Genomic DNA, 22,850 nt, shown 5'->3' on the forward strand with positions numbered 1-22,850 from the left:
GAGTTATTGATCTGAATTCATATCGTGTTTTCAAACAAAAGTCCGGGCGGAATTTTCTCTGCTCGGACTTTTGTGGTATCCCCGCAAGAAGATATACTGACTTTTCTTAATGAATTTCTTACTTTTGTTTATGTTTATTATCACTTATCTTTCCTATAATGAAAGCGTAGTCAAAGTTGAAGGAGGGTTGGTACATGTCACACAAAAAATGGATTTCGATGTTTATGATCGTTCTAGTACTGCTAGTATCTGCTTGTTCTAATGCTGCAAACAAAACAAACAAGGAGAGCGCATCACCGTCAACTACACCTGCATCAACCACAGCTGAGAGCACTCCACCTGATGAATCGGCCAAGTCAGTAGAACTTCGTATGTCTTGGTGGGGTTCAGATGAGAGACATGAAAAAACACTAAAAGCAATCGAACTATTCGAACAGAAAAATAACGGCATTAAGATTACAAGTGAATACTCAGGATTTGATGGGTATATGGATAAGCTGAACACTCAGATTGCTGCAGGTAATGCACCCGATTTGATCCAAATGGGCGGCAATATTAAAGAATACGTGGATAAAAAAGCAATGCTCGATTTGACTCCTTATGTGGGTAATGTGATTAAGCTCGAAGATTTCAATCCAACCTTAGTGCAATCTGCTACCTTCGATAGTAAATTATATGGGGTTACGCTTGGGGTTAGCTCCTCTGCATTACTGTATAATGCGAATATGTTTGATAAAGCAGGCGTAAAAGTTCCAACAGATCAATGGACGTATGATGAATTAAAAACGATGGCTATTACGATTTCTCAAAAACTAGGTAAAGGCAATTATGGTGTTTATGACCTTTCTAGCGATGCTGCCACGTTAGGATCTTTTCTTGGAAGCCATGGTAAAGAACTGTATCGTGATGGTGGACGTCTGTTTGAGAAAGAAGATATAGTGAATTGGTTTACGATGTGGGAAGAAATGCGTGCAGCGGGTGCAGTTGTACCTGCAGACGTTCAAGTGGCCAGCCCGTCTTCAGCGGTAGACAAATCCTTAGTTGTTAAAGGGCAAGTTGCTATTCAGAGTGCATCAGCTTCCCAAATATTCGGTTATCAAGAGCTAACAGAAGATACGCTTGGGCTAATTATGTATCCGAATGGATCTGACGGTAGCGGCATGATTCCTCCGATCTCTGGTCAATACATTACTTCCTATTCAGGTACCAAACATCCTGAGGAAGTTGCGAAATTTATTAATTTTATGGTGAACGATCCTGAAGCTGGTGTCATCCTAGGAAGTTCAAGAGGCGTTCCTCCTGCGGGTGCAATCCGCGACTTATTAGCTGCACAGTCTACACCTGTAGATAAAGTGCTGTATGATTATATTTCACTGGTATCGGATACAGCTCCACCCGTGATCTATCAGCAATTCCCACTCGATAACGAATTCACGAAGCTGCTCCTACTGACAAGCGAGAAAGTAGCTTTCGGTGCACAGAAAATCGATGTTGCGGTTGATGAATTCATGTTGGAATTTGATAAACTGCTCGAAAAAGCGAAGCAACAATAATACGTGGTCTCAGTAATACCATTTATATTGGGATGATGGTGAGCCCTTAGGGGCTCGCCTTTCCTAAGAAGGGGAGCTAACAGATGGGAAAACATAAAACGTATATGGCTGGTTATTTATTTCTGTTACCATGGCTCATCGGTTTTATCTTTCTATATGCCAGTCCGATCATCGCTTCGTTGTATTTATCTTTTACAAATTATGATTTGCTGTCCACACCTAAATGGGTTGGCTTAGCTAACTATAAGACGATGTTTACGGAGGACTTCCGTATGGGGGACTCCATTAAGGTCACATTTCAATATGTATTCCTGTCGGTCCCGGTCCGTCTTGCATTCGCACTAGGTCTGGCTGTATTACTTAATCAGGGAATGAGATATCTTAACTTTTATCGCACGATTTACTATATTCCGTCCTTACTTGGTGGGAGTGTAGCTATCTCCGTATTGTGGAAGCAAGTATTTGATAAAGAGGGAATATTCAACGCGGGGTTAGGGATGTTCGGTATCGAAGGTCCCAATTGGATCGCCGATCCGAATTCCGCTATTTATTCGTTAATCGGATTATCGGTATGGCAGTTCGGAGCAGTTATGATCATCTTTCTAGCAGGACTTAAGCAAATTCCTCAAGAACTATATGAAGCAGCGACGGTAGACGGAGCCGGTGTCTTTCGTAAATTTATGCGGATTACAATGCCGCTACTGACGCCCGTTATATTTTTTAATCTAACCATTACTATAATTCAATCGTTCCAAACATTCACCAAAGCATTCATCATTAGTAACGGGACGGGTGGTCCTATCAATTCAACGCTACTCTATTCATTGTACTTGTACATGAAAGGGTTCACATTTCTAGAGATGGGCTATGCTTCAGCAATGGCTTGGTTATTACTTATCATTGTTGCAGCCTTTACTGGAATATTGTTCTTATCCTCACGGTATTGGGTGTTCTACTCAGATGGGGGGGAATAACTCATGGAAATGCAAAGAAAAGTAAAATCTATTGTGTTCCACGTCCTAGTGTTAGGGTTCGGAATATTGATGCTATACCCTGTGTTCTGGCTAATCATTAGTTCTTTGAAACCAACGGCAGAAATCTTCACTACTAGATTGTGGCCATCGAAGTTTACACTGGAACATTATTCAAATGGGTGGAATGGTTTGCGTAATATTCAATTTGGTCAGTTCTTCCTGAATTCTTTCATGTTATGTGTCATTGCTGTTGTTGGTACAATTGTTAGTTCGTCTATGGCTGCCTTTTCATTCGCTCGTATGAATTTCCCTTTAAAAAACTTGTTATTTGCGTTGATGCTGGGCACGATTATGCTACCTGGCCATGTCACGCTGATCCCACAATATATTATGTTTCACAAGCTTGGGTGGGTAGATACTTATTTACCGCTTACCATACCGAAATTCGTCGGGGACGCTTTCTTTATCTTTCTGATTGTTCAATTTATAAGAGGAATCCCTAAAGAACTGGACGAGAGTGCCAAAATCGATGGGTGCGGCTCGCTCACTTTATATTTACGCATCATTATGCCACTTAGTATGCCAGCACTGATTACGGCAGCTATCTTTACATTTATGGGAACATGGGACGACTTCTTCAGTCAATTAATATATATAAGTGATATTAAGAAATTCACGGTTCCACTTGGTTTGCGTCTATTCTTGGATTCTAGCGGGAGTTCTAACTGGGGAGCTGTCTTTGCTATGTCAGTGTTGTCGATCTTGCCAAGTTTAATTATTTTCTTCCTGGGTCAAAAGTATTTTACTCAAGGGATCGCAACAACCGGCATAAAGGGATAAAATGGACATATTTACATAAAATGAAGAGGGCTGAAAGTGATGCGCAAACGGTTTAAATATCCTACAAAACTATTTACGCTCATGGTGCTTTATTTCATCGGATTCAGTAGTCTACTATTACTGATTTCTGGCATCGTTTATTATGGGACGTATTCCGAACTAGCCTATCGCGAAATACGGGCAACAAAGGAAGAGTTGCTTGATGAGACTTCTCAAAAGCTTACGAATTATGTGAAGAGTATTCAGGATACGGCCCTATTCTTGGTAACGAACTCGATGGTACGCCAGTACTTATCGGTAGCACCGGACAACTTTTTTGACTATGTATCCAGGAACCGTGACTTCTACGAAGAAATTCAGCAGTGGGTTACTGTGAAAGAAGGTGTTATTTCCATAGAAATATATACCGACTGGCTTCAAGACTACGAACCCATTCAAGAAGGTTTCATGCATAGGATTACGGATGCTGAAGAAGAAGGATGGCTTGGGCGTATGGATCAATCGGATGGATTCTGGCTTCCGTCCCATGAATATCTGGTTTCCGGAGATATGATTAATGTTGTTAGTTATGTACATCGAATTATTGGTGTCCGAGGGCAAATTCTGGGGATCGTAAAAATCAACATTCCCGATCAGGAGCTTTTCGATATTCTAAACAAGCGTAACTCTCTATCAGACAATTATAAATATTACGTGGTGATAGACTCACAAGGCGATTATATTGCATCTGTACTACCAGAGGACATTACCGTACGTAATCATCTAGATGAGATGGTAGAGGAAGTCTCGGATACTAAGTATGATCTCATCCAATCGGATACGAATACGCAATCTTTAAGGCTTCTGCAGCTCATTAGTAAAGAGGTGTTGAAGCAGAGTGGCAAGGATATTAGGATGTTAATCATCGGATTGTTGGCGGCACTAATCATTCTGTCCATTCCGATAGCTTTCTGGGTATCCAGGAAGTTAACTTCTCCAATCTATGCCATTGTCGAAGGGATGTCTTCGATTGAAAAGGGTGATTTCAACGTACGGATGAACAAGTCCAACATTCAAGAGTATTTCTATCTCACAACACAATTCAACCGAATGGTATACCGATTGAAAGATTTAATCGGACGGTTAAATCAGGAGCATCGTGATCGTCGTGAAGCGGAAATACAGTTATTACACGCGCAAATTAAACCTCACTTTCTATACAACACGCTCGACCTGATTCATTGGAGAGCTCTCGATTATAATGCGCATGAGATTAGTGAAATGGTTCAGCAATTATCTAAGTTATTCCGTATAGGAATCAGTAATGACAATTGGTATGTTACCGTCCGTGATGAGCTTGCCCATGCTCACTGTTATATGGCGATTCAAGGGTACAGGCAAAATTACAGTATAGAGTATGTAGAGAATATTCAGAGTGATCTACTGGATGTCTATATTCCGAAAATTATATTACAACCTTTTCTTGAGAATGCCGTTATTCACGGATATCCACATCGGAATGAAAACGCATTCATCAAAGTGAGTATAGATCACCTAAATGGAGCAAGGAATCAACAACTTCTGGTGACCATTTCGGATAATGGAATAGGATTGCCGTACGGATTTGATATTGGAATGACACGCGGTATTGGGATTCGTAATGTTATGGACCGGATACATCTATATTGCGGTAAGGATTATGGCGTGAAGGTCAGATCAGGAGATCTTGGAGGAACAGAGGTCATCATTAATTTACCGTTGATTCATCGTGAAGAGGAGATGAAGAAACTGACAAGGAGTTTTTACGATGAATACGATTCTTTTGGTAGATGACGATGAATATGTCATCAATGGATTGCTGAAGCATATACCATGGCATGACATGGGTGTACGTTCGGTTGGAACGGCTTCTGACGGGCAAGAGGGCTTAGAGAAGTTCCGTGAATTGAAACCGGATTTTGTTATTACTGATATTTATATGCCCATTATGGATGGATTTCAGCTAACAGAAGCGATCCATGCGATTGATCCTAGTGTTCCTATTGTGATCCTAAGTGGATATGATGATTTAGCAAACGCAAGAAAAGCCGTATCCTCTGGTGTTCATCATTTTCTACTGAAGCCACCAAGTATTGCAGAGATCGAGTTTGTCGTACGCGAGGTTCTTCAATTACTGAATGAATCTCAAGTGCAAGATGAACTGCTAGCCAGCTATTTACAACAGCAAGAGATCGTTCAGCGTTCGATGAAAGATGCCTTTTTCCGGGATGTATTGTCTACTCGGTACCGATCAGAGGAGCTACCAGCTAGTAGAATTGCATTTATGGAGCTGCCGGAATTGACAACAGTACAAGTATTGACATTCAGCCTTATACGTCCGAATCTCTCTGCAGGAGAAGAACGAGATTGGCAATTACTACGTTTTGGAACAGGAAATATTATAAGGGAAATGCTGAATGTCAATCTGAATGATCATTCACTTCTGTCTGCTGAAGTTTTGGAATATTCCGATCAAGAATTCTGTGTCATTTTTATGGGTGATCCAATTCAGAACGAACACCAGCAGGAATTCATCATGGAAATATCACATGTGATGCTGGATAATATACTTCAATATATGAAACTGTCCGTGTTAGCTGGACTTGGTTCTGTTCGGAATGGCTACCACCAAATGATAGATTCATACTTGGAAAGTCGTAACGCTGTGGAGACTGCAGAAATGAACGAGTGGAATCGTGTATATGCCTATACAACCATTAGTCTATCAGAGCCAAATAGGAGCGTATCTATGGATACCGTGCGCTTCCTTCACGATGCCATGTTTCAGAAACAGTGGCAACAGGCCTATGATCTATGGAACCAGTTAAAGAACGAAATGGTGAGGAGTAAAAGATCCCTCTCTGTTAATAAAGGCATTTGTTCAGGCATATTAAGCGTCCTATGGACGGCCTCGTTTACGATGGATACACCGTTGGAAACAACGAATTATGGACTGGAAGATATACTAACCCAACTAAATAGGTTCGGATCCTCCTTAAATATGCTCGAATGGATGAATGATACGGTTACACAGATGATCGTTCAGATAATGGAAGAACAAGTTGGTAAGAAAAGTCATGCTTTAGTAGATCGTGTTATTAAGGATTATATTGAACAATGTTACCATGAGGATATCTCGTTGGAAAGGATTGCGGCCAGTCTTCACGTGAATCGAAATTATTTAAGTCAACTTTTTAAGCGAGTCACTGGCGAACCATTCGTAACTTATTTCAATAAATTCCGTATTCGAAAGGCGATTGAATTAATCCGTACAGGCAAATACCTAGTCTATGAAATTAGCGAGAGGGTAGGGTTTCAGAATCCTACTTATTTCAGTCAAGTATTCAAATCGATTACAGGGTACAGCCCATCGGAATATGATAGTAAGTCTTCCAATAAAGGAGCACTTCGCTTATGACTAATCTAATAGAGAAATTGCGAGCCATCGATGTGATCGATAGAGCGGGTGTATGTAACTCGGAATCAGGAAAAGAGATCCATGCTGAGTTCATCTCTTCGGGTGTCAAATTCGCCGCTTCACCGGGGTTGTTGGAGGATGTATATTATTCGGCTATAGGTAAGCTGGCAGATTGCATCCGCCCAAATGTTAAGGGGAAGTCCGTATTGCAAGAGGGTGGTGTCTATGACGGTTGTTGGTTGGAAAGTACGGGGACAATCAATGCCGAGATCTTAGCTCGCTTCTGCCCAGAAGTGGCACAGTCGACATTCGCGCAGTTCGCCGATCATCAACGTAAGGATGGATTACTCCCTTATAAAATAACGAGTAGTGGGCCAGTATTTAAGCAAATTCAATTGGTTACTCCACCAGCTAGAAGCGTCTGGAATCACTATAGATTGAATGGACGGGACCTTACATTTCTAAGAAAAATGTATGAATCACTTATACGTTATGATGAATGGCTGGCGACGTATCGTAATACCCGTGGAACGGGTTGTGTTGAAGCTTTCTGTACGTTCGATACCGGACATGATTTATCACCTCGATTCTGGCATGTACCCGATACCCCTTATGAAGATGATCCGAAGAAATATGATCCACATTCACCGCTAATTCCACTTCTTGCCCCTGATCTTACGGCCAGTGTATATTGTAACCGCCGCTATTTATCGGAGATGGCTAACGAACTTGGACTTGTCGATATGAGTCACACCTGGAAGCAAAAGGCGGATGTGACGCTGAAAAGTTTAGTCACTCATTGCCTCTGTGAGGAGGACGGATTCTATTACGATGTAGACAACCATGGAAGATTCAATCGTGTCCAATCTGATGTACTATTGCGTGTGCTCACCTGCGAGATAGGAGATGACGCCTTTTTTGCTTCTTCACTTTCAAGGTATCTGCTGAATACCCGTAAGTTTTTCGCGAAATATCCACTTACGTCCATCGCCATGGATGATCCTCGATTTGATCCCTTTACCGTGTATAACACTTGGGGAGGTGCGGTTAACTTCCTAAGCTTAATTCGGGCACCACACGCATTTGAACATCATGGGCGACATGTCGAGTTGACTTGGGTGATGCAACCGATTATCTCAGCAATATCCCGAATGACTCGGTTCGGTCAATGTTTGAGTCCATGGACAGGAGAAGAGGGGTATACAGAGACATATTCACCAGCTATTCTGTGTGTGCTAGATTATATTGAACGATTGTGCGGTATTCAGCCGACGCCGAACGGAGAACTTCTATTCACCGGGTTGCTTCCACAGTCGCTGGATCATGGGATTCATCTTGCGGATGAGACAGCATACAGTCGATATGTGGATGGTTATCATTATGAACTTCACAATACACGGGAGGAATGTTCCATATTTCAAGATGGTCAATTACTATGTCGGTTTCCCACAGGTGTACGGATCGTGACGGACCGATTAGGTAATGTACTTAAGTTAGTGGGTATGTCGGTACGAACCGTGAGGGGAATGTTACACCTAAATGATCGGGACATTCCGTTGAGTATAGAGGGAAATGAGACGTTGCTGTATAAGGCTGGACATCTCCATGTGGAAACGGTAATAGGCGTTATTCTCCCAACAACGTAATTGAATATACAGGAAAGGAACAACTGCCACGATGTTAAATAAGGAAGAGATCCATATGAGGGACCCTTTTGTGCTCAAGCAGGAGAGCGAGGGATTTTATTATTTATACGGGTCGACCGATCCTGATATTTGGAAGGGGAAAGCGATTGGATTTGATGTATATCGGAGTCGTGATCTAACAGTTTGGGAGGGACCATTTCCCGCTTTTCGCCCTGAACCTGATTTCTGGTCTGACACGAACTACTGGGCACCCGAAGTGCATGCCTATCAAGACAAATATTATATGTTTGCTACATTTAAAGCAGAAGGTGTATGTAGAGGGACTCAAGTCTTAGTTGCTAATCACCCATTGGGGCCATTTTATCCCCATAGCATAGGTCCAGTAACACCTCACGATTGGGAGTGTTTAGATGGTACACTATGGATTGATTCAGACAATACCCCGTGGATAATATTCTGTCATGAGTGGGTTCAAGTTAAGAATGGTACGATCTGTGCCTTACAGTTAACTCCTAAATTGGATCGAGCATTGGGTGATCCAATTCTGTTATTCTCTGCGCAAGATGCATCATGGGTAGAACCAATTAAGGGTGGTTCTGCTTACGTTACAGACGGCCCTTACACTTATCTATGCGATAATGGTACATTGTTATTGTTATGGTCTAGTTTCAGGCATGGCAGGTATGCTCAAGGAATTGCTAGTTCGGCCTCTGGTAACATACTTGGACCTTGGATTCAGGAGACTGCCCCTATTTTCGAGAACGATGGTGGTCATGGTATGATCTTCCGAACGTTTGATGGGAAAATGATGTTAGCGCTACATACTCCCAACGAAACACCGAACGAGCGCCCGGTGTTTATTAAGCTAGTAGAAGAGAACGGGCGAATAAGCGTACGGTGATACACCTATGAAGATGAAGAATGATTAGAAGTAAGTCGGGTTAAAGAGCAAGAATCGTCGAGTGTTGGATATGAATTTTATAATAAGATTGGCTGGTGATTGGAGTGAATATATGGATTACTCAAAAGATGTTTCTTACGCATTAAATTATATTGAGCAGAATTTGGAAGACGATTTATCATTGAAGTCCTTATCCCAAATCTCACCTTTGTCTCAATACCATTATCATAGAATATTCTTAGCTCATATGGGTACATCAATAATGAATTATATTCGAACTAGGAGAGTTGTTAGAGCATCTTATCAGTTAATTTTATCGGATAGTACAATTACTGATGTTGTATTTAATTCAGGATTTGAATGTATAGACACATTTACAAGAGTATTTAAAAGATTGTATGGAATTACTCCTTCTGAGTATCGTACTTTTCACTTGAAAAACAATAGTTATATTCAACAGGAGGTTCTATTAATGAGTGAGCAACAAATATTTAGTAAGTTAGAGAATTGTACCTTAGAAGAAAAGAGGGAATGTTTGAATGTGCTAGAAAGGGTAATTGATTTATCTAAAAAAGCACACAAACATGGCTTGCTATCGCTAGAAAGTGAACTGAATATCGGGCAAAGTTTATTTCTGAATAAGGGATTAGAACTACTATTAGCGGGAATAAAACCTAATCAACTAAAAGAGATCTTATGGAATTATGTTAAAGTTGGTAAGTATACTTCAAAGGAAGTCCTTGAAAGAATGATAGTACTTCATGGAATACTTCTCATTCAAAAGGGAGAATATCCTTGGATAATCAGAGAACAATTAAGTTCATTTTTTGGTGAATATTTTATTGGAGAGATCGATGATTGGTATGGTATTAATGAGAACAGAAGTAATCGTATTTTGGAATTCAAAGATAAAATAGGAGGCAAGAAACCTTTTTCAGATGAAACAACGATACTTGAAAAAGAAATTAAGCATATGGATGTAAGGTCGATCCAACGTCTAGTAAGAGAATTAGACATTATTATACTAGCATTTGCGATTGAAGGGACTAGTGGAGAAGTGAAGTTGAAATTAATGAATGGCCTTTCAAAGCAGAATCAACAGATTCTACTAGAAACGTTCGAACTACTTTCAGATATTTCAATAGCACAAATCGTTGATAGTCAAAAAGAAGTATTAAAAATCATTAAAGCATTACGATTAAGCAAAGATATTAAGTGAGTTAAGACTATACATAAAACACACAAGACATTTATGGATATGGAATCGAAGAAGAAAGGGTAGCGAATTAAATTCTTAGCATTAGGAACCCTCTATAATCTTTAGTAATCTCAGCAGATAAAATTTAAAGGAGCGTTCTCAAAATTGACATCCGATTGTTCTATGCATTTCGCTTATGGGGAGCACTGATCACAGTTTGGTGTTCTTCGTTTACCTGATTTGGCTGGACGACATCCAGTGATTATTGCTATACACGGTGGTTTTTGGCAGTCCCGGTATGGGCTTGAAGAGAATGACAACCTTGCTGAGGACCTTACTCGCCGTGGTTATGCAACTTGGAATATCGAATATCGTCGGGTTGGTGAAGAAGGGGGAGGCTGTAGACACTTTATTTAAAGAATAATGATGATTATGATAACTACTTTGCTATTTAGTTATCGAATCACGAGCTAAAGATAACACATATTCCTGCTGCGAGGACACGATATAGAGGTGCACACGATCAAGTAGGCAGGGCGTGGATAACAATTTATTATGAAATCAATCATTATTTCTGTTCAGTCAAAAGAATGTATAAATATAACACTCTTGCATATGAGGTTAGAACGTAAACTATTGGGAAGATCCAGATCAGCAGAAAGCTTACTATCAGGCATATAATCAAGCTGATGACGAAATGGAAAGACAAGGGATACATAACCGACGTCAGGAATGCTAAACGTTATACGCTACGCAATACCCTAAAATATATTTATGAGATCATTATTCAAAGCGAGGAGTTTTGTGATGAATATTTGTTTGAAGTTCGGTGATACAAACTTTATCGGATTAGTTAATGACATGGAATATAAGTCTTTCGTAAATGAAGATTGGGAATTAGTTGAATTATTAAATCATTTCTCAAGTGAGATGTTAATTGGAAATATCTTGGTATACCAAATGACAATTGAGGGAATTGAACATTCTTGGAATATAGATATAGAAATTGGTTCAGAGGTCAATGATGAATAATGTTTTAGAAAGGCTGAAGGTTATATAAAAGTTACGAATAACAAACTGTATATATTGGACTACGATTGTTTAACTATGTCTGCACAGTTTGAAGATAATAAAGTCCCAGATAAAAACTGTGAGAAGAATCAAATCAATCTAAATAACGGGGACTTACAAAGTATCCTTTTACCAGTATTATAATGTGGATGAGAACAGATTTATTGGTAGAACAGATATTGATATTAAGATTATTTTCAATTTAGTATCTAATTTCGAGGAAACGACAGACAAAGTACTCTGGTGCACATTCTTCTAGAATGCTTAATCGACGAAGAGGGTACTGCGTATAAGATTATATGAAATTACTAGAAGAAAGAGATGTTAAACCATGAAACAAATTAAACTAAATAATTGGCACTTAGAATTTGATTACGATAAAACCAAAGAGTTCTATGCTTCTTATCACTTGATAACAGATGATTGTGAATGTTTGAATTGTAAGAATTTTGTTGAAGCAATAAATTATTTACCTAAGGACGTTTTATCATTCATCGCAAGATTTGGTATTGATCTTAGGAAAGAAGGCGAGGTATCGGAGTACTGTGAGAGTGGAGATGGAACTCATTTGTATGGTGGGTTCTTTCATATAGTAGGTAGATTAATAAGTGGACCTGATGTTTGGGTGAAGACCAATGAAGAAGGCACACATTCTTATTTGGATAGTAGTTTATATGAATTGAGTGGCTTCAGCTTTGGTTTTACATATGGTATAAGTTTAGTGCCTGAGGGATTCCCAGAACCAGTGTTACAGATCGAATTTCAAGGGAATATACCTTGGGTTATTTTAGAGAAGCCTGGTAACATCATCTAACATAACATTTCTGCGTCGTCGCATTCGCTCCTAGTCGCCAAGAGGATTTTCGGAGAAGTGTTATCAGGCCACACATCCAACCGGCTAAGTGGCAGAGCACCCGGACCTGCGGTCTTTAAGCCGTTCGGACGTCAGAAATGTGCAACGTTAGATGAAAGATAGACTACATTTATTTTTATGAAGTATTTCAATGGAGGAACTAATTCTATAAAAGATTATTATTGAGATATTGAGAGGTGGTTAAGCTTGTGGGAGAGGCTTGTAACTTGAGTTGCGGGAACTGCTCTTTTAATCAAAAAGTGTATTTAGGCATTGGCTTAGATATATAACTTTGATATCCATCTTGGAATGGTATAAAGAGGATGTCGGTAGACAACATATCAGAAAATTTATTAACGAGAAGGATATGACTTATGATTGTTTTGATGGTCTGTATGTATGTCAGAAGTGTAACTATCTATTGAATGAAATATATCTAGATTTGAGATCCGAATCTGAATCTTATACGAATAGTTATGTTTGTCCACGTTGCACAACTCCAATGCCATCAAAGCCTTTAGAAGATTTTAAAGATATTGAACTAGATTGTCCTGATTGTGGGGAAGAAAAGTTAGTGATTAATTTTTTTATGGATTGGGATTAAGAGGTCTATTTTTGAAGGCCTATCCATTATCTAATGCTACATTTCTATTGCGGGTATTCGCCCTTGATCGCTAAGAAGGATTTTCAAGGGGATTATTCAGGCGACACATCCAACTAGCAAAGTCTGAAGACCGGTTCCCTTTGGTCATTTAAGCTGTTTGGACGTTAGGAATGCCAAACGTTATCTGAAATCGGCATAAAAACAAAAAAATAATAACGTTAGTTAACTTTCTAACGAATAAAAGGATGACTTCCTTGAAAATTAAATTAATTATTTATTTTAGTGTGATTGTAGTTGTTTTAAGCGTGTGGTTATCATGGAATAACGATTATTCGGAAGATGTTCCTTATCTGACAGATGTATATCAATTGCTACAAGATCAAAAGTTTTTTACTGCAAGAATTGAAAATAAACAAGTCATATTAAAAGATGAGGAATTCGAGGAAATTAAAAGAATAAATATACAGACAAATAAAAAAGTGATAAAGGTAAAGGCTATATTCAAGGAAAATGATCAGATGTTTTTTGCAATCAACGGATCAACAGATGATAATGAAGGGGTCATGTTCGTAAAGGATAGTTCTTACATAAATGTGGATGGTTTGTGGAAGATAAATAGACTATCTGGTGATGCATTTTATTATTCTACTAGAAAGTAATAATAGGAGTTAAAGAGATTATTATGAGTTAAGTCAATGAAGTTGCCGACATCTGATAACTATGCATTTCTGTATCGTCGCTATCGCTTCTCAGTCGCCGAGAGATTTCAAAATGTAGTTTCAGACGACATATCCAACCGACTTAGTGGCTGAGCCACCCGGAGCTGCGATTCTTAAATCGTTTGGACGTCAGAAATGAGCGAACGTTATACGAACATCAACAGAAGCAAAATTAAAATTATCACGGTGAAGTACGTACTTCCTCTTTATTAGGGAGAACGTTTAAGTTGGATTTACTTGGCACAAGTTTAAGACTAAGGGAGGGAAGATAAATGAGTGAAATAAACTCTCATAATTGCAATCTAAATATATGGTATTATCTACCTGATGAAGTATGGGATAAAGTTTCTAATATATATAAGTCTATGCCTGGTTGGATAGGGTATAAAAATGGAATTCCATATTGGTTTGGGCAGGAAGCTAATGATGTTTATATTGAGGCATCAGTTGAGTCGAGTGGATTATCATTTTATGCACAGATGAATACTAGCGATTGGGATTCTTGGCTAGAAAGATTTAAATCGGAAGCAACGAATGTACTAGGTTTTGATGTTGGTGAACCCGAAGATGGATTTATGTAACAAAAAACAGGTGGGATTTTTTAGAATTGAAAATAGTAGTTGGACAATATAATAGAAATAAAGATAGGGTAACTCCGGTTGGCATCGCATAACATAGCTTTCCTACCGCGACATTCGCCCTTGATCGCCAAGGGGAATATCAATGAAGTGAATTCAGACGACACATCCAAACAGCTAAGTCTAACGACTCGTTCCCTTTGGTCACTTAAGCTGCTTGAACGTCAGGAATGCGCGAACGTTATGCGCCATTACCGGAATTATTAAAGATAATATTTAAGGAGATAATTTATGAAAGGTAAGATACTCTTATTATTTTTTATAACGATAGTGTTTTCATCTTGTCAAAATAGTAGTCAATCGACTACCTTGAACAGCGAAACTAAATCAATAATAAATTCTGAAATGCCTCCTGATGTAGTGAGTACAGGTAATGGAACAGAATCGAAAGAAATAACTGAAGGTCGATCAGTTCCTTCTAACAATGAAGTGTTATCCATGAGCATTGGGAACTATGATTTGACTGGAGATTTTTATGATGAAATGCTTCGAAATCCTATAGATCATGATTATGAAGTGGAATTTAATGAATTTCAAAATTCCAAAGAGATTATTACAACATTGGGATGGGGGGCGTTGGAAGGTAAATATACAGAGATTTGGGATAAAGAGTTGAATCAAATATATAAAAAGCTTCTTTCTAAATTGGATAGCGAACCAAGAGAAGCACTAATTGAATCGCAGAAAGAATGGTTACAGTATCACTTAAGGGAGACGAAATTTGTTGAGAAGACATTTATTAATAATGGTTACCTTGGAACACAAGGATCGGTAAGCCTAGCTACGGTTATACGGGAGCGAATTAGAGAAAGAACAATGCAATTATTTGAATATCGATATTTGCTAGATGGTGAAGTTGAGTTTTTATACCAAAATAAAAAATAGAGTTGGAATCTTGATCAAAGGTTTTTAGGTAATGCTTCGAAGACATTAACGGCGCATAACGCTGTATTCACGCTGCGGGGCTACCACCCTTTGGTTGTCAGATGTATAATCATGGAAGAACACTCAGACAACAAACGACCCAGCCTAAGATAAGAGCTATCTAAGGCTGGATCGTTTCGTGAATAAAGAACGTTATGTTCAATTCTTGCAAAGATATTAATTAAACTTGTTTACCTCTTCGTCTGAATAAGAACAAATCAAAATAAAGCTATTAGTTACGCTGACTTGGTTCTTCTAGATTTTCATAAAGATTAATGCGCCAATCGTTGCATTGCATAATGCTCTCTGGCGGGTATTCGAAGGAGCACTCGGTGACGAACGAGAAGTTGAGTTTCCTGCATATTGCGTTTGAGGCAGGATTATCGACTGACGGAAATGCATGAATGAACCTATGTTTCTGCTCAGCACTTGCACTTGTGAGAGCAGCCATTGTAGCGGCAGCTGCTATACCTCTGCCCTGGAAAGGCGGCAAGACACCCCAACCGATTTCATAAATGGTTTTCTCCTGCCAGATACGCTCCCAGTACCCAATGTTGCCGACCTTTTCGTTTTCAGGAAGTAGAATGATGGAGAACATACGTCCAGTCCCCTTCCCAGCAATCTCAAGGTACCGTTTATGGCGTGTAAGGACTTGTTCCTCGGTTTCCAGACCTCCCAGATGTTCTAGCATTTCCGGTATATTGAGACGATAAAGCAGAGCAAGGTCGGAATCTGACCAAGGATCAATTCGTACGTTAATTTGCATTGTTTCCTCCTGCGACAATAGTGGCAGTAAATGAATGTGAATTTCCGAAAAAAGAAGAGCATGTATTATTTATAACATTTAAAGGTGAGGTAATCGGTGGGAATGAAGAAACATATTTTAACGAAGGTAATAAGTGATTTTGGCGTCGAGAACACACCAACGGGACCATGAATTTGCCTGGAAATCGCACACACGGTAGCCTGGTAAAGAGCTGTTCGGAGGTACGAAGAGCCCCCCGTTTAGATATTCGATTCTTTTTAGATTTGAAGGTTCCTGATTCGTGAACAGCTGAATCGGGGTATGAACAAAATGCGAGGGCATAAAACACTTTATGCGACGGGATCTATGTCCCAACAAAACATGCGTTTTCAGCCCAATGTATCCTCCAGTATAAAGAAAAAGTTCATCCCCGAGCCAGTCGGGTATGAACTGAGAATACCAACAAAATATTCCTAGGTCGTCGCTTACGCTCCTTGGTCGTCAGGAATGCCAAACATTAGCTGAAATCAACGAAATATTATTAATAAATCGAAAGGACTATTTTAATGAAAATGAATCAAATCCTTATAGAACCAGTTAATAAACATAATTGGGAAGTTGCAATCTCGATATCTTTACTGGAGACTCAAGTGAAACTTGTACCAACTGTTATCGAATCTCTTGCGTATGCTTACATTAAACCGTGGGATGAAGCTTTTGATCCATATATATTGTGTCAGGGTGATAAAACATTTGGATTTTTCTATTTATCCTATACACCAAATAGTACGAATAATTACTGGATCGGTGGCTTTCAGATAGATAAGGAATATCAAGGGATGGGATTAGGAATACAATCTCTTAAAAGAATACTAGAATTCATTCAGGAAATACACAAACAATGCGAAGTAATCTCTCTAACAATCGAAAAAAGTAACGATCATGCCAGAAAGCTTTACGAGAAATTAGGATTTGTAAATCAAGATAAAGAGAACCAAGATGGCGAGATTATATATAAATTAAAGTTGAAATAATACTAATAAGAATTTACTAGGTTAATCATAAAAAACACAAGCAAGACACCCATTTGCCTCTTAAGATTGTTATACCCACCTATCCATTCATTTTTCATGTTTATTTCAATTCTCAAAATAATTTTACTCCCCTCGATATACATATTATTTTAAATAGAAGAAAACGATAATCGCGAACTTATCTAATGAAGGAAACATTAAAATTGATAGTAGATCATAAAAGGGATTCCGTCGTCTAGCGTGAATGTGTTCCTGACGACCACCATAAGGTGGATATGTCATTTGAATCTACTTCTTGAGATCCCTCTGATGGACCAAGGGGCTTAGCCCCGCAGTAGGAGAATGCTCTTTCGTTCAGAGAAAGGTAGTGAAAGAGTACTGAGAGATTTGATCTAAAATCTTCTATAGAATAATAAAATCCAAAAGAAATGGGGGAGAATTATGAATGCAATCACTGTATTTGTGTTCATACTCATAGGACTACAGTTCTCATTGGACAAAGTAATATTAGAGTCTAAACGTAAAATAAGCGATACTGAAGTTGGGTATTACTTTTGATAGCTTCAACATTTTTAACACCAATGAATAGGCCAAATCTAATTTTTGCTCTTTTGATGACATTCATTTGTGCTTATCGTGCCTTCATGGAATGGAAATATAATAAAGAGTCAAAAGGTTATATCGTTCAATTAGCTTTATTGATAGGATCAATTTTATTTACCATCATCGCTTTAGTTGTTGGTTAATTTTCTTAATTTAAGAGCGATTGAGATTAAAGGTTTATCATTTATGGACTTCCGTCTTAGCATAAAGTGATAAAAAAAGTAGGAATAAGAATTGATGTAGTGATTAATATACAGACACAGATACAGTTTAAATATATAATCCGTATAACTAAAGAATTTGAGATAAATGTGTAGGGAAATTCACAGAAATCAATAACTTCATCTAACATTGCATTATCACAGTGTGGTCACCAAGAGGACTCTTGTCGAAGTGATTTCAGGTGAACACATCCAACCAGCTAAGTGGAGAAGCCACCCGGACCTAAGGTTCTTAAGCCGATTGGACATCGGTAATGCGCGAACGCTAGACGAAATCTCTACAAGGAATAAAAAAGAATCAGGGGTTGAGTCAATAACTCAACCTTTGTACCTAGAAAATAAGCCGATCCTTGGATGCCAAAGATATCAAAGGTTCTGCCATCGTACACACCACCTGTGGTTTGCCTGTGAAGATTGTCTTTGTGCGCAACAGGAATAAAAAACGGGAATGGCTTGCGATTTTGAGTACTGATGTAACGCTAGATGCTGCTGGAATCGTAAGAATCTACGGCATGCGTTGGAGTATTGAGACCGTTTTCAAAGTCACTAAAAGCTATTTGACATGAGTTTAATTCTCGAAATGTCGCAAGCGAAAACTAAGAAGAACAAAACAGCTGTTTTGGGTCAACTACAGGATTGGATCTCTAGTTTACCCAGCTATATCACGGGTTTGTTTAGAGATTTGAGCTGCGAAAGTTGAGCTGTGTAAATATTATATTTAATGTTGAAGGAGAGTAGATAATGAAGATAGATCGTAGATATCACTATGTTAACAAAGTAATCGCTTGTGTTCTGTCACTCGTATTGATAATTATGGCATTCGCGGTACCTGTCCACGCTGAGGTAGAGAATATTGAGACTACGCCCTCCAGGATTCCGTTGTCATCGCTAGAGGAAACGATTGATTCTTATGTGGCAACGAATCAGAAGAATACCGCTGCTGTTTCGGTTGTGGCTATAAAAAACGGTGAGACTGTTGTTAATAAAGCATATGGCTTCGCAGATATTGAGCAACAAAGAAAGGCAGATACATCTACTGTTTTTGAATGGGGTTCAGCCTCTAAACTGTTGGTCTGGACTAGTGTGATGCAGCTTGTCGAGCAGGGGAAGCTTGATTTGGATACAAATATCCTGGAATATCTGCCAAAAGGATTATTAAAGAAGCTGGAATACGATGCTCCCATTACCCTCATGAACCTTATGCATCATAATGCGGGTTGGGAGGATAGACTGATCGACTTATGGTATTCATCTGAGAATGAAATTGTGGATTTAGGAGAGGCCTTGCAGAAATTTGAAGCGAGACAGATTTATGAGCCAGGGGACGTAGTGGCTTATTCGAACTTTGGTGTTGCTATGGCAGCTTACATCGTGGAAGTGCAAAGCGGACAACCCTTTTATGAATATGTAAATGAACATATATTTAAAGCGTTGAATATGAAAGACACTTCGATTCATCCGTCACAACAAGATCGTCCAGACGTAGTGTTAAGAAGAAATGAAATTCAAGGTTATACTACTAATTTGAAACTCATCCCCAAAAACAGAGTATACATGAGCTTTTATCCTGCAGGAGGGGCCATTGGCACAGCAGAAGATGCAGCAAAATTCCTTGCAGCTCTGATGCCTGTTGATAGTAGCAATTTATTATTCACTAATAAGGATACGTTAAACGAAATGCTGTCAACAAGTTTATATTATGATGGAACATCTCAACCTCGAATTGCACATGGCCTCTTTGAGGTAGAGTACTGGGAATCTGCACTGGAGCACGGTGGAAATACGGCGGCATTTTCAAGTAAGTTTGTTTTTGACCCGGAATCCAAGTTTGGGTTAGTGGTGATGACAAATCAGCTAAATGAAATGGCTTATTGTGTTGGTCTTGTTAATAAAGTGTTTGGAAATAGTTTTAACACTAGTTCTGTTGCATCAGAGAATGGAGGATATTATCTGCCTGCACGACGGGTTACTTCCGGATTTTCTAAGGGATATTCGCTGTTAGGTTTGCAGAAGTATTCAACATTTGATCTTAGTAACTTTACAAATGTTGTTGAGAGTAATGGTACTATTGAGAAAGTTTCCATTCCGTATTATGACTATTTGCCCGTATCAAACATAACAATAAACTTGATCAAAGTATCCTTAATTTCTCTCGCAATAGCCATCATTTTAAATTTAAGAGCTGTGATTGGCTATTTAATTCGGTTATTAATTTACAAATCGAAAAAATGGGAAAAACCTGGCACTATGTTTGATAAATATCATGTTGCTATTAATATCGCAGGTCTGGCATTTATTCTGAATACTATCCTATTGTTCATGCGCGCATTAGGTTTCTCTTCCTATGCTTCATTACGCATCCATTTCATCTTAAACATAGTTTATATGATTCTTGCTGTAGCGTATCTGGTCATGCTTATCTACAAGATGAGAAAGCTAAGTTGGAGCAAAAAGCAAAAATCAGTATACATCATGTCTGGAATTTCGGCTTTATTGTTTGCTATTTTTATTGTGGAATGGGATTTGTATTTTTAGGAAAACGAATGACACTTCCAGTTATATAAGGTTTTTTTGAAGATTTGAGTTGCGAAAGTTGAGTTAATAAGTATCATGATCAATCTGAATAATCGATATATGTTGGCCCAAGTTTGTTGAAGTAGAAGAGTGTATTCTAATTCAAAAGAGTTTAGAAAGTACCTTCAGAAGGACTATAATTTGCAAAGAGATCCAATTGGCTAAGTGGAAGAGCAACGCAGACCTTCGGTCTTAAGCCGTCTAGACGTCGGTAATGCGCGAACGTTATCTGAAAGATCAGAAGATTGGAATCATATTTATTCAAGTACTTTAATCAATGGACATGAGAACTGCACGACTGCACAAAACATCTTGAGGTTTTTTTTATTAGTCCGAGAAGCCACCGGCATCTGATAACAATACATTTGTGCGTCGTCGCTAGTGCTCTTAGGTCGCCAAGAGGTTTTTCGGAGAGTTGGAATCAGGCAACACATTCAATCAGCTAAGTCTGACGACCCGGTACGGATATTATTGAAAGAAAGTATAGGAGAATGAAAATGAGAAAAGTAGTTGTGTCTGAGTTTGTCTCGTTGGATGGCGTCATGGAGAATCCGCAGTGGACGATCCAATTTCGTAGTGAGGAAACAAAGCAATTCAAGTTCGATGAACTGAAAGCAAGCGATGCTCTTCTGCTTGGTCGCGAAACATATGTAGATTTTGCAGCGGCTTGGCCTAATATGATTGAGCAAGAAAGGGAATATGGCCGGATGATGAATGGTTACCCCAAGCATGTGATTTCAACAACTCTGAAAAAAGTGGAATGGAACAATTCATCGCTGATCAAGGGCAATATCGTGGAGGAAATATCCAAGATGAAGCAGCAGCCTGGTAAGGATATCTTGGTATTTGGTAGCTGCAAGCTCGTTCAAACTCTAATCCAGCTTGATCTCATCGACGAATATCGACTCATGGTTTTCCCAGTTGTGCTTGGGAAGGGAAAGCATCTCTTTGGAGAAGGGATCGATAAGAAAGTATTGAAACTGGCGGAAACAAAGACTTTCGGTTCAGGCGTAGTTGTTCTGACTTATCTTCCGGATAAGTGAGAATGATCAGGAAATTAACTAAGAGCTTGCGGGAAAACTGCCTAAATAAACCTATCCAGTAGAGAACGTTTTGTTGGATGTTAATTTCCAATTATGAACTCGAGAGTTTTAAAAGCTTGACCAGACGTCCACATTCCAAAAATAATGCGTAAAGGCTTGGGCATGGTTTCCCTTCGAAGGGAGGTGAAGCCATGGAAATAAAAGATGCATTAACGATAATGTTCCTATTTGGGATGTTTATCCTTGCTCTTTTAACATCAATAATAACAACAAGAGAAAATAAAAACCCACCCATAGATTAAGAGCCTAAGGTGGGTTTTAGTTCCTGAACGACTTAGAAGGGAATATACCATCCAAGTCAATTGTACTGACCAAGTGTATCAGCACTTGGTCTTTATTAAAAATATAATAACACACTTAAAAACATGTATCCAAACAGAAAATGAAAAAAATAATAAATAATATTAAAGAAAGATATATCCCCATTATATAACATTACATATTTGCGTGGTCGCTACGCACCCTTGATCACCAAGAGGAATATCGTAGAAGTTGATATTGATGATTGATGGCATATCCAACCGACTAGGTGGCAGAACCACCCGGATCTACGGTTCTTAAGCTGTTTGGATGTTAGAAAAGCGCAATGTTTTCGGAAATCTGTACAAATAAGGAGATAAAGATGAAGAAGAAACTTGTTTTGTTTCTTATTACAATAACTTTAACAACCGTAGCAATTGTTATATTTACGTATTTTTATCCTAAGAAGATTAATATTAATGCACAAGGTTTCAAATACCGTTTAGGAACTGAGCTTTTAGAGTCAGAAAAACATGTAAATGTAAATATTGAAGGAAAGTTATACAAAAGCATCTTCGGGGAAAGAAAATTTGAAGGTATTATAGACATAACGGGTGAAGAAATACCTGTTCCATTAGATCAGAGAAAACTAATTATATTAATTACAAATGAAGGTTGGGGTGCTATTAACTATCCGTATTTTAAATATAGAGAAGAGGATAATGCAACAGAAAGTTCTCATAATTATCAATATGGATCTCTAGTGATAGATAACGATTTCACTAAGGTAACAATATTAGTTTCGGATCAAAATCAATCAAAGGATAAGAGTGGTATTATTGGATGGAATTCAGAGAGTGGTCAAATGATAACAGCTCCAGCCAGTAGTAGAATTGAAGCAATTAGTATAACCAATGAGATAACAAAAAAATTTTTAAAAGGATTAAAACTAAAGTGATTAAAATAAGTGGTA

Annotated in this window: 21 protein-coding genes and 1 pseudogene; 21 read left to right on the plus strand and 1 reads right to left on the minus strand. The window is 38.6% G+C overall.

What is annotated here, in order from left to right:
• Window positions 1–194 precede the first annotated feature (194 nt).
• From AC1D7X_RS03080 to AC1D7X_RS03145, 14 genes are all read left to right on the plus strand, one after another.
• Window positions 195–1,553: an ABC transporter substrate-binding protein gene (locus AC1D7X_RS03080; protein ID WP_495474638.1), complete on the plus strand. Its 1,359-nt coding sequence runs from the start codon at window positions 195–197 to the stop codon at window positions 1,551–1,553.
• An 83-nt stretch (window positions 1,554–1,636) separates the two neighbouring features.
• A complete protein-coding gene (locus tag AC1D7X_RS03085; protein WP_495474639.1) occupies window positions 1,637–2,527 on the plus strand; it encodes a carbohydrate ABC transporter permease in 891 nt (296 codons plus the stop codon).
• Between the two features lie 3 nt (window positions 2,528–2,530).
• Window positions 2,531–3,367, plus strand: a complete 837-nt coding sequence (locus AC1D7X_RS03090) for a carbohydrate ABC transporter permease (RefSeq protein ID WP_495474640.1) — start codon at window positions 2,531–2,533, stop codon at window positions 3,365–3,367.
• Between the two features lie 39 nt (window positions 3,368–3,406).
• Window positions 3,407–5,179 (plus strand): cache domain-containing sensor histidine kinase, encoded by a 1,773-nt coding sequence (locus tag AC1D7X_RS03095; RefSeq protein ID WP_495474641.1) that lies wholly within the window; start codon window positions 3,407–3,409, stop codon window positions 5,177–5,179.
• Window positions 5,154–6,803, plus strand: a complete 1,650-nt coding sequence (locus AC1D7X_RS03100; protein ID WP_495474642.1) for a response regulator transcription factor — start codon at window positions 5,154–5,156, stop codon at window positions 6,801–6,803. Before AC1D7X_RS03095 ends, AC1D7X_RS03100 begins: the two co-directional genes overlap by 26 nt.
• Entirely contained in the window at window positions 6,800–8,449 is a 1,650-nt protein-coding gene (locus AC1D7X_RS03105) for an MGH1-like glycoside hydrolase domain-containing protein (RefSeq protein ID WP_495474643.1), read from the plus strand. Before AC1D7X_RS03100 ends, AC1D7X_RS03105 begins: the two co-directional genes overlap by 4 nt.
• A gap of 55 nt (window positions 8,450–8,504) precedes the next feature.
• On the plus strand, window positions 8,505–9,350 hold the full coding sequence (locus AC1D7X_RS03110; RefSeq protein ID WP_495474644.1) for a glycoside hydrolase family 43 protein: 846 nt from the start codon (window positions 8,505–8,507) through the stop codon (window positions 9,348–9,350).
• Window positions 9,351–9,420: 70 nt separating this feature from the next.
• Window positions 9,421–10,569 (plus strand): helix-turn-helix domain-containing protein, encoded by a 1,149-nt coding sequence (locus AC1D7X_RS03115; RefSeq protein ID WP_495474765.1) that lies wholly within the window; start codon window positions 9,421–9,423, stop codon window positions 10,567–10,569.
• 237 nt (window positions 10,570–10,806) lie between these two features.
• Window positions 10,807–10,965: a hypothetical protein gene (locus AC1D7X_RS03120; RefSeq protein WP_495474645.1), complete on the plus strand. Its 159-nt coding sequence runs from the start codon at window positions 10,807–10,809 to the stop codon at window positions 10,963–10,965.
• A 390-nt stretch (window positions 10,966–11,355) separates the two neighbouring features.
• A complete protein-coding gene (locus tag AC1D7X_RS03125) occupies window positions 11,356–11,580 on the plus strand; it encodes a hypothetical protein (protein ID WP_495474646.1) in 225 nt (74 codons plus the stop codon).
• 370 nt (window positions 11,581–11,950) lie between these two features.
• Complete coding sequence (locus AC1D7X_RS03130) at window positions 11,951–12,433, plus strand: hypothetical protein (protein ID WP_495474647.1); 483 nt, start codon at window positions 11,951–11,953, stop codon at window positions 12,431–12,433.
• Between the two features lie 897 nt (window positions 12,434–13,330).
• Window positions 13,331–13,735 carry a hypothetical protein gene (locus tag AC1D7X_RS03135; RefSeq protein ID WP_495474648.1) on the plus strand — a complete coding sequence of 135 codons (405 nt, stop codon included), beginning with the start codon at window positions 13,331–13,333 and terminating at the stop codon, window positions 13,733–13,735.
• A 332-nt stretch (window positions 13,736–14,067) separates the two neighbouring features.
• The gene (locus AC1D7X_RS03140) at window positions 14,068–14,376 is read left to right on the plus strand and encodes a hypothetical protein (protein ID WP_495474649.1); all 309 of its coding nucleotides are present in this window, start codon (window positions 14,068–14,070) and stop codon (window positions 14,374–14,376) included.
• A gap of 288 nt (window positions 14,377–14,664) precedes the next feature.
• Window positions 14,665–15,318, plus strand: coding sequence for a lysozyme inhibitor LprI family protein (locus AC1D7X_RS03145; protein ID WP_495456360.1), 654 nt, complete (start codon window positions 14,665–14,667; stop codon window positions 15,316–15,318).
• A 271-nt stretch (window positions 15,319–15,589) separates the two neighbouring features.
• On the opposite strand, the gene AC1D7X_RS03150 is transcribed toward AC1D7X_RS03145, so the two are convergent.
• Complete coding sequence (locus AC1D7X_RS03150; RefSeq protein WP_495456359.1) at window positions 15,590–16,123, minus strand: GNAT family N-acetyltransferase; 534 nt, start codon at window positions 16,121–16,123, stop codon at window positions 15,590–15,592.
• Between the two features lie 545 nt (window positions 16,124–16,668).
• Between AC1D7X_RS03150 and AC1D7X_RS03155 the strand changes: the two genes are divergently transcribed.
• The 7 genes and pseudogenes from AC1D7X_RS03155 to AC1D7X_RS03185 all read left to right on the plus strand — a co-directional run bounded on the left by AC1D7X_RS03155 (window position 16,669) and on the right by AC1D7X_RS03185 (window position 22,835).
• Window positions 16,669–17,136: a GNAT family N-acetyltransferase gene (locus AC1D7X_RS03155; RefSeq protein ID WP_495474650.1), complete on the plus strand. Its 468-nt coding sequence runs from the start codon at window positions 16,669–16,671 to the stop codon at window positions 17,134–17,136.
• Between the two features lie 614 nt (window positions 17,137–17,750).
• Complete coding sequence (locus AC1D7X_RS03160; RefSeq protein ID WP_495474766.1) at window positions 17,751–17,882, plus strand: DUF4181 domain-containing protein; 132 nt, start codon at window positions 17,751–17,753, stop codon at window positions 17,880–17,882.
• A 461-nt stretch (window positions 17,883–18,343) separates the two neighbouring features.
• Window positions 18,344–18,660 (plus strand): annotated as a pseudogene (locus AC1D7X_RS03165) (hypothetical protein); the annotation flags it as partial.
• 41 nt (window positions 18,661–18,701) lie between these two features.
• The gene (locus tag AC1D7X_RS03170) at window positions 18,702–20,495 is read left to right on the plus strand and encodes a serine hydrolase domain-containing protein (protein WP_495474651.1); all 1,794 of its coding nucleotides are present in this window, start codon (window positions 18,702–18,704) and stop codon (window positions 20,493–20,495) included.
• A gap of 536 nt (window positions 20,496–21,031) precedes the next feature.
• A complete protein-coding gene (locus AC1D7X_RS03175) occupies window positions 21,032–21,577 on the plus strand; it encodes a dihydrofolate reductase family protein (protein ID WP_495474652.1) in 546 nt (181 codons plus the stop codon).
• Between the two features lie 191 nt (window positions 21,578–21,768).
• On the plus strand, window positions 21,769–21,879 hold the full coding sequence (locus AC1D7X_RS03180; RefSeq protein WP_495456352.1) for a putative holin-like toxin: 111 nt from the start codon (window positions 21,769–21,771) through the stop codon (window positions 21,877–21,879).
• A gap of 380 nt (window positions 21,880–22,259) precedes the next feature.
• Complete coding sequence (locus tag AC1D7X_RS03185) at window positions 22,260–22,835, plus strand: hypothetical protein (RefSeq protein ID WP_495474653.1); 576 nt, start codon at window positions 22,260–22,262, stop codon at window positions 22,833–22,835.
• The last annotated feature ends 15 nt before the right edge of the window (window positions 22,836–22,850 follow it).

Source organism: Paenibacillus sp. Y568 (assembly GCF_059445545.1).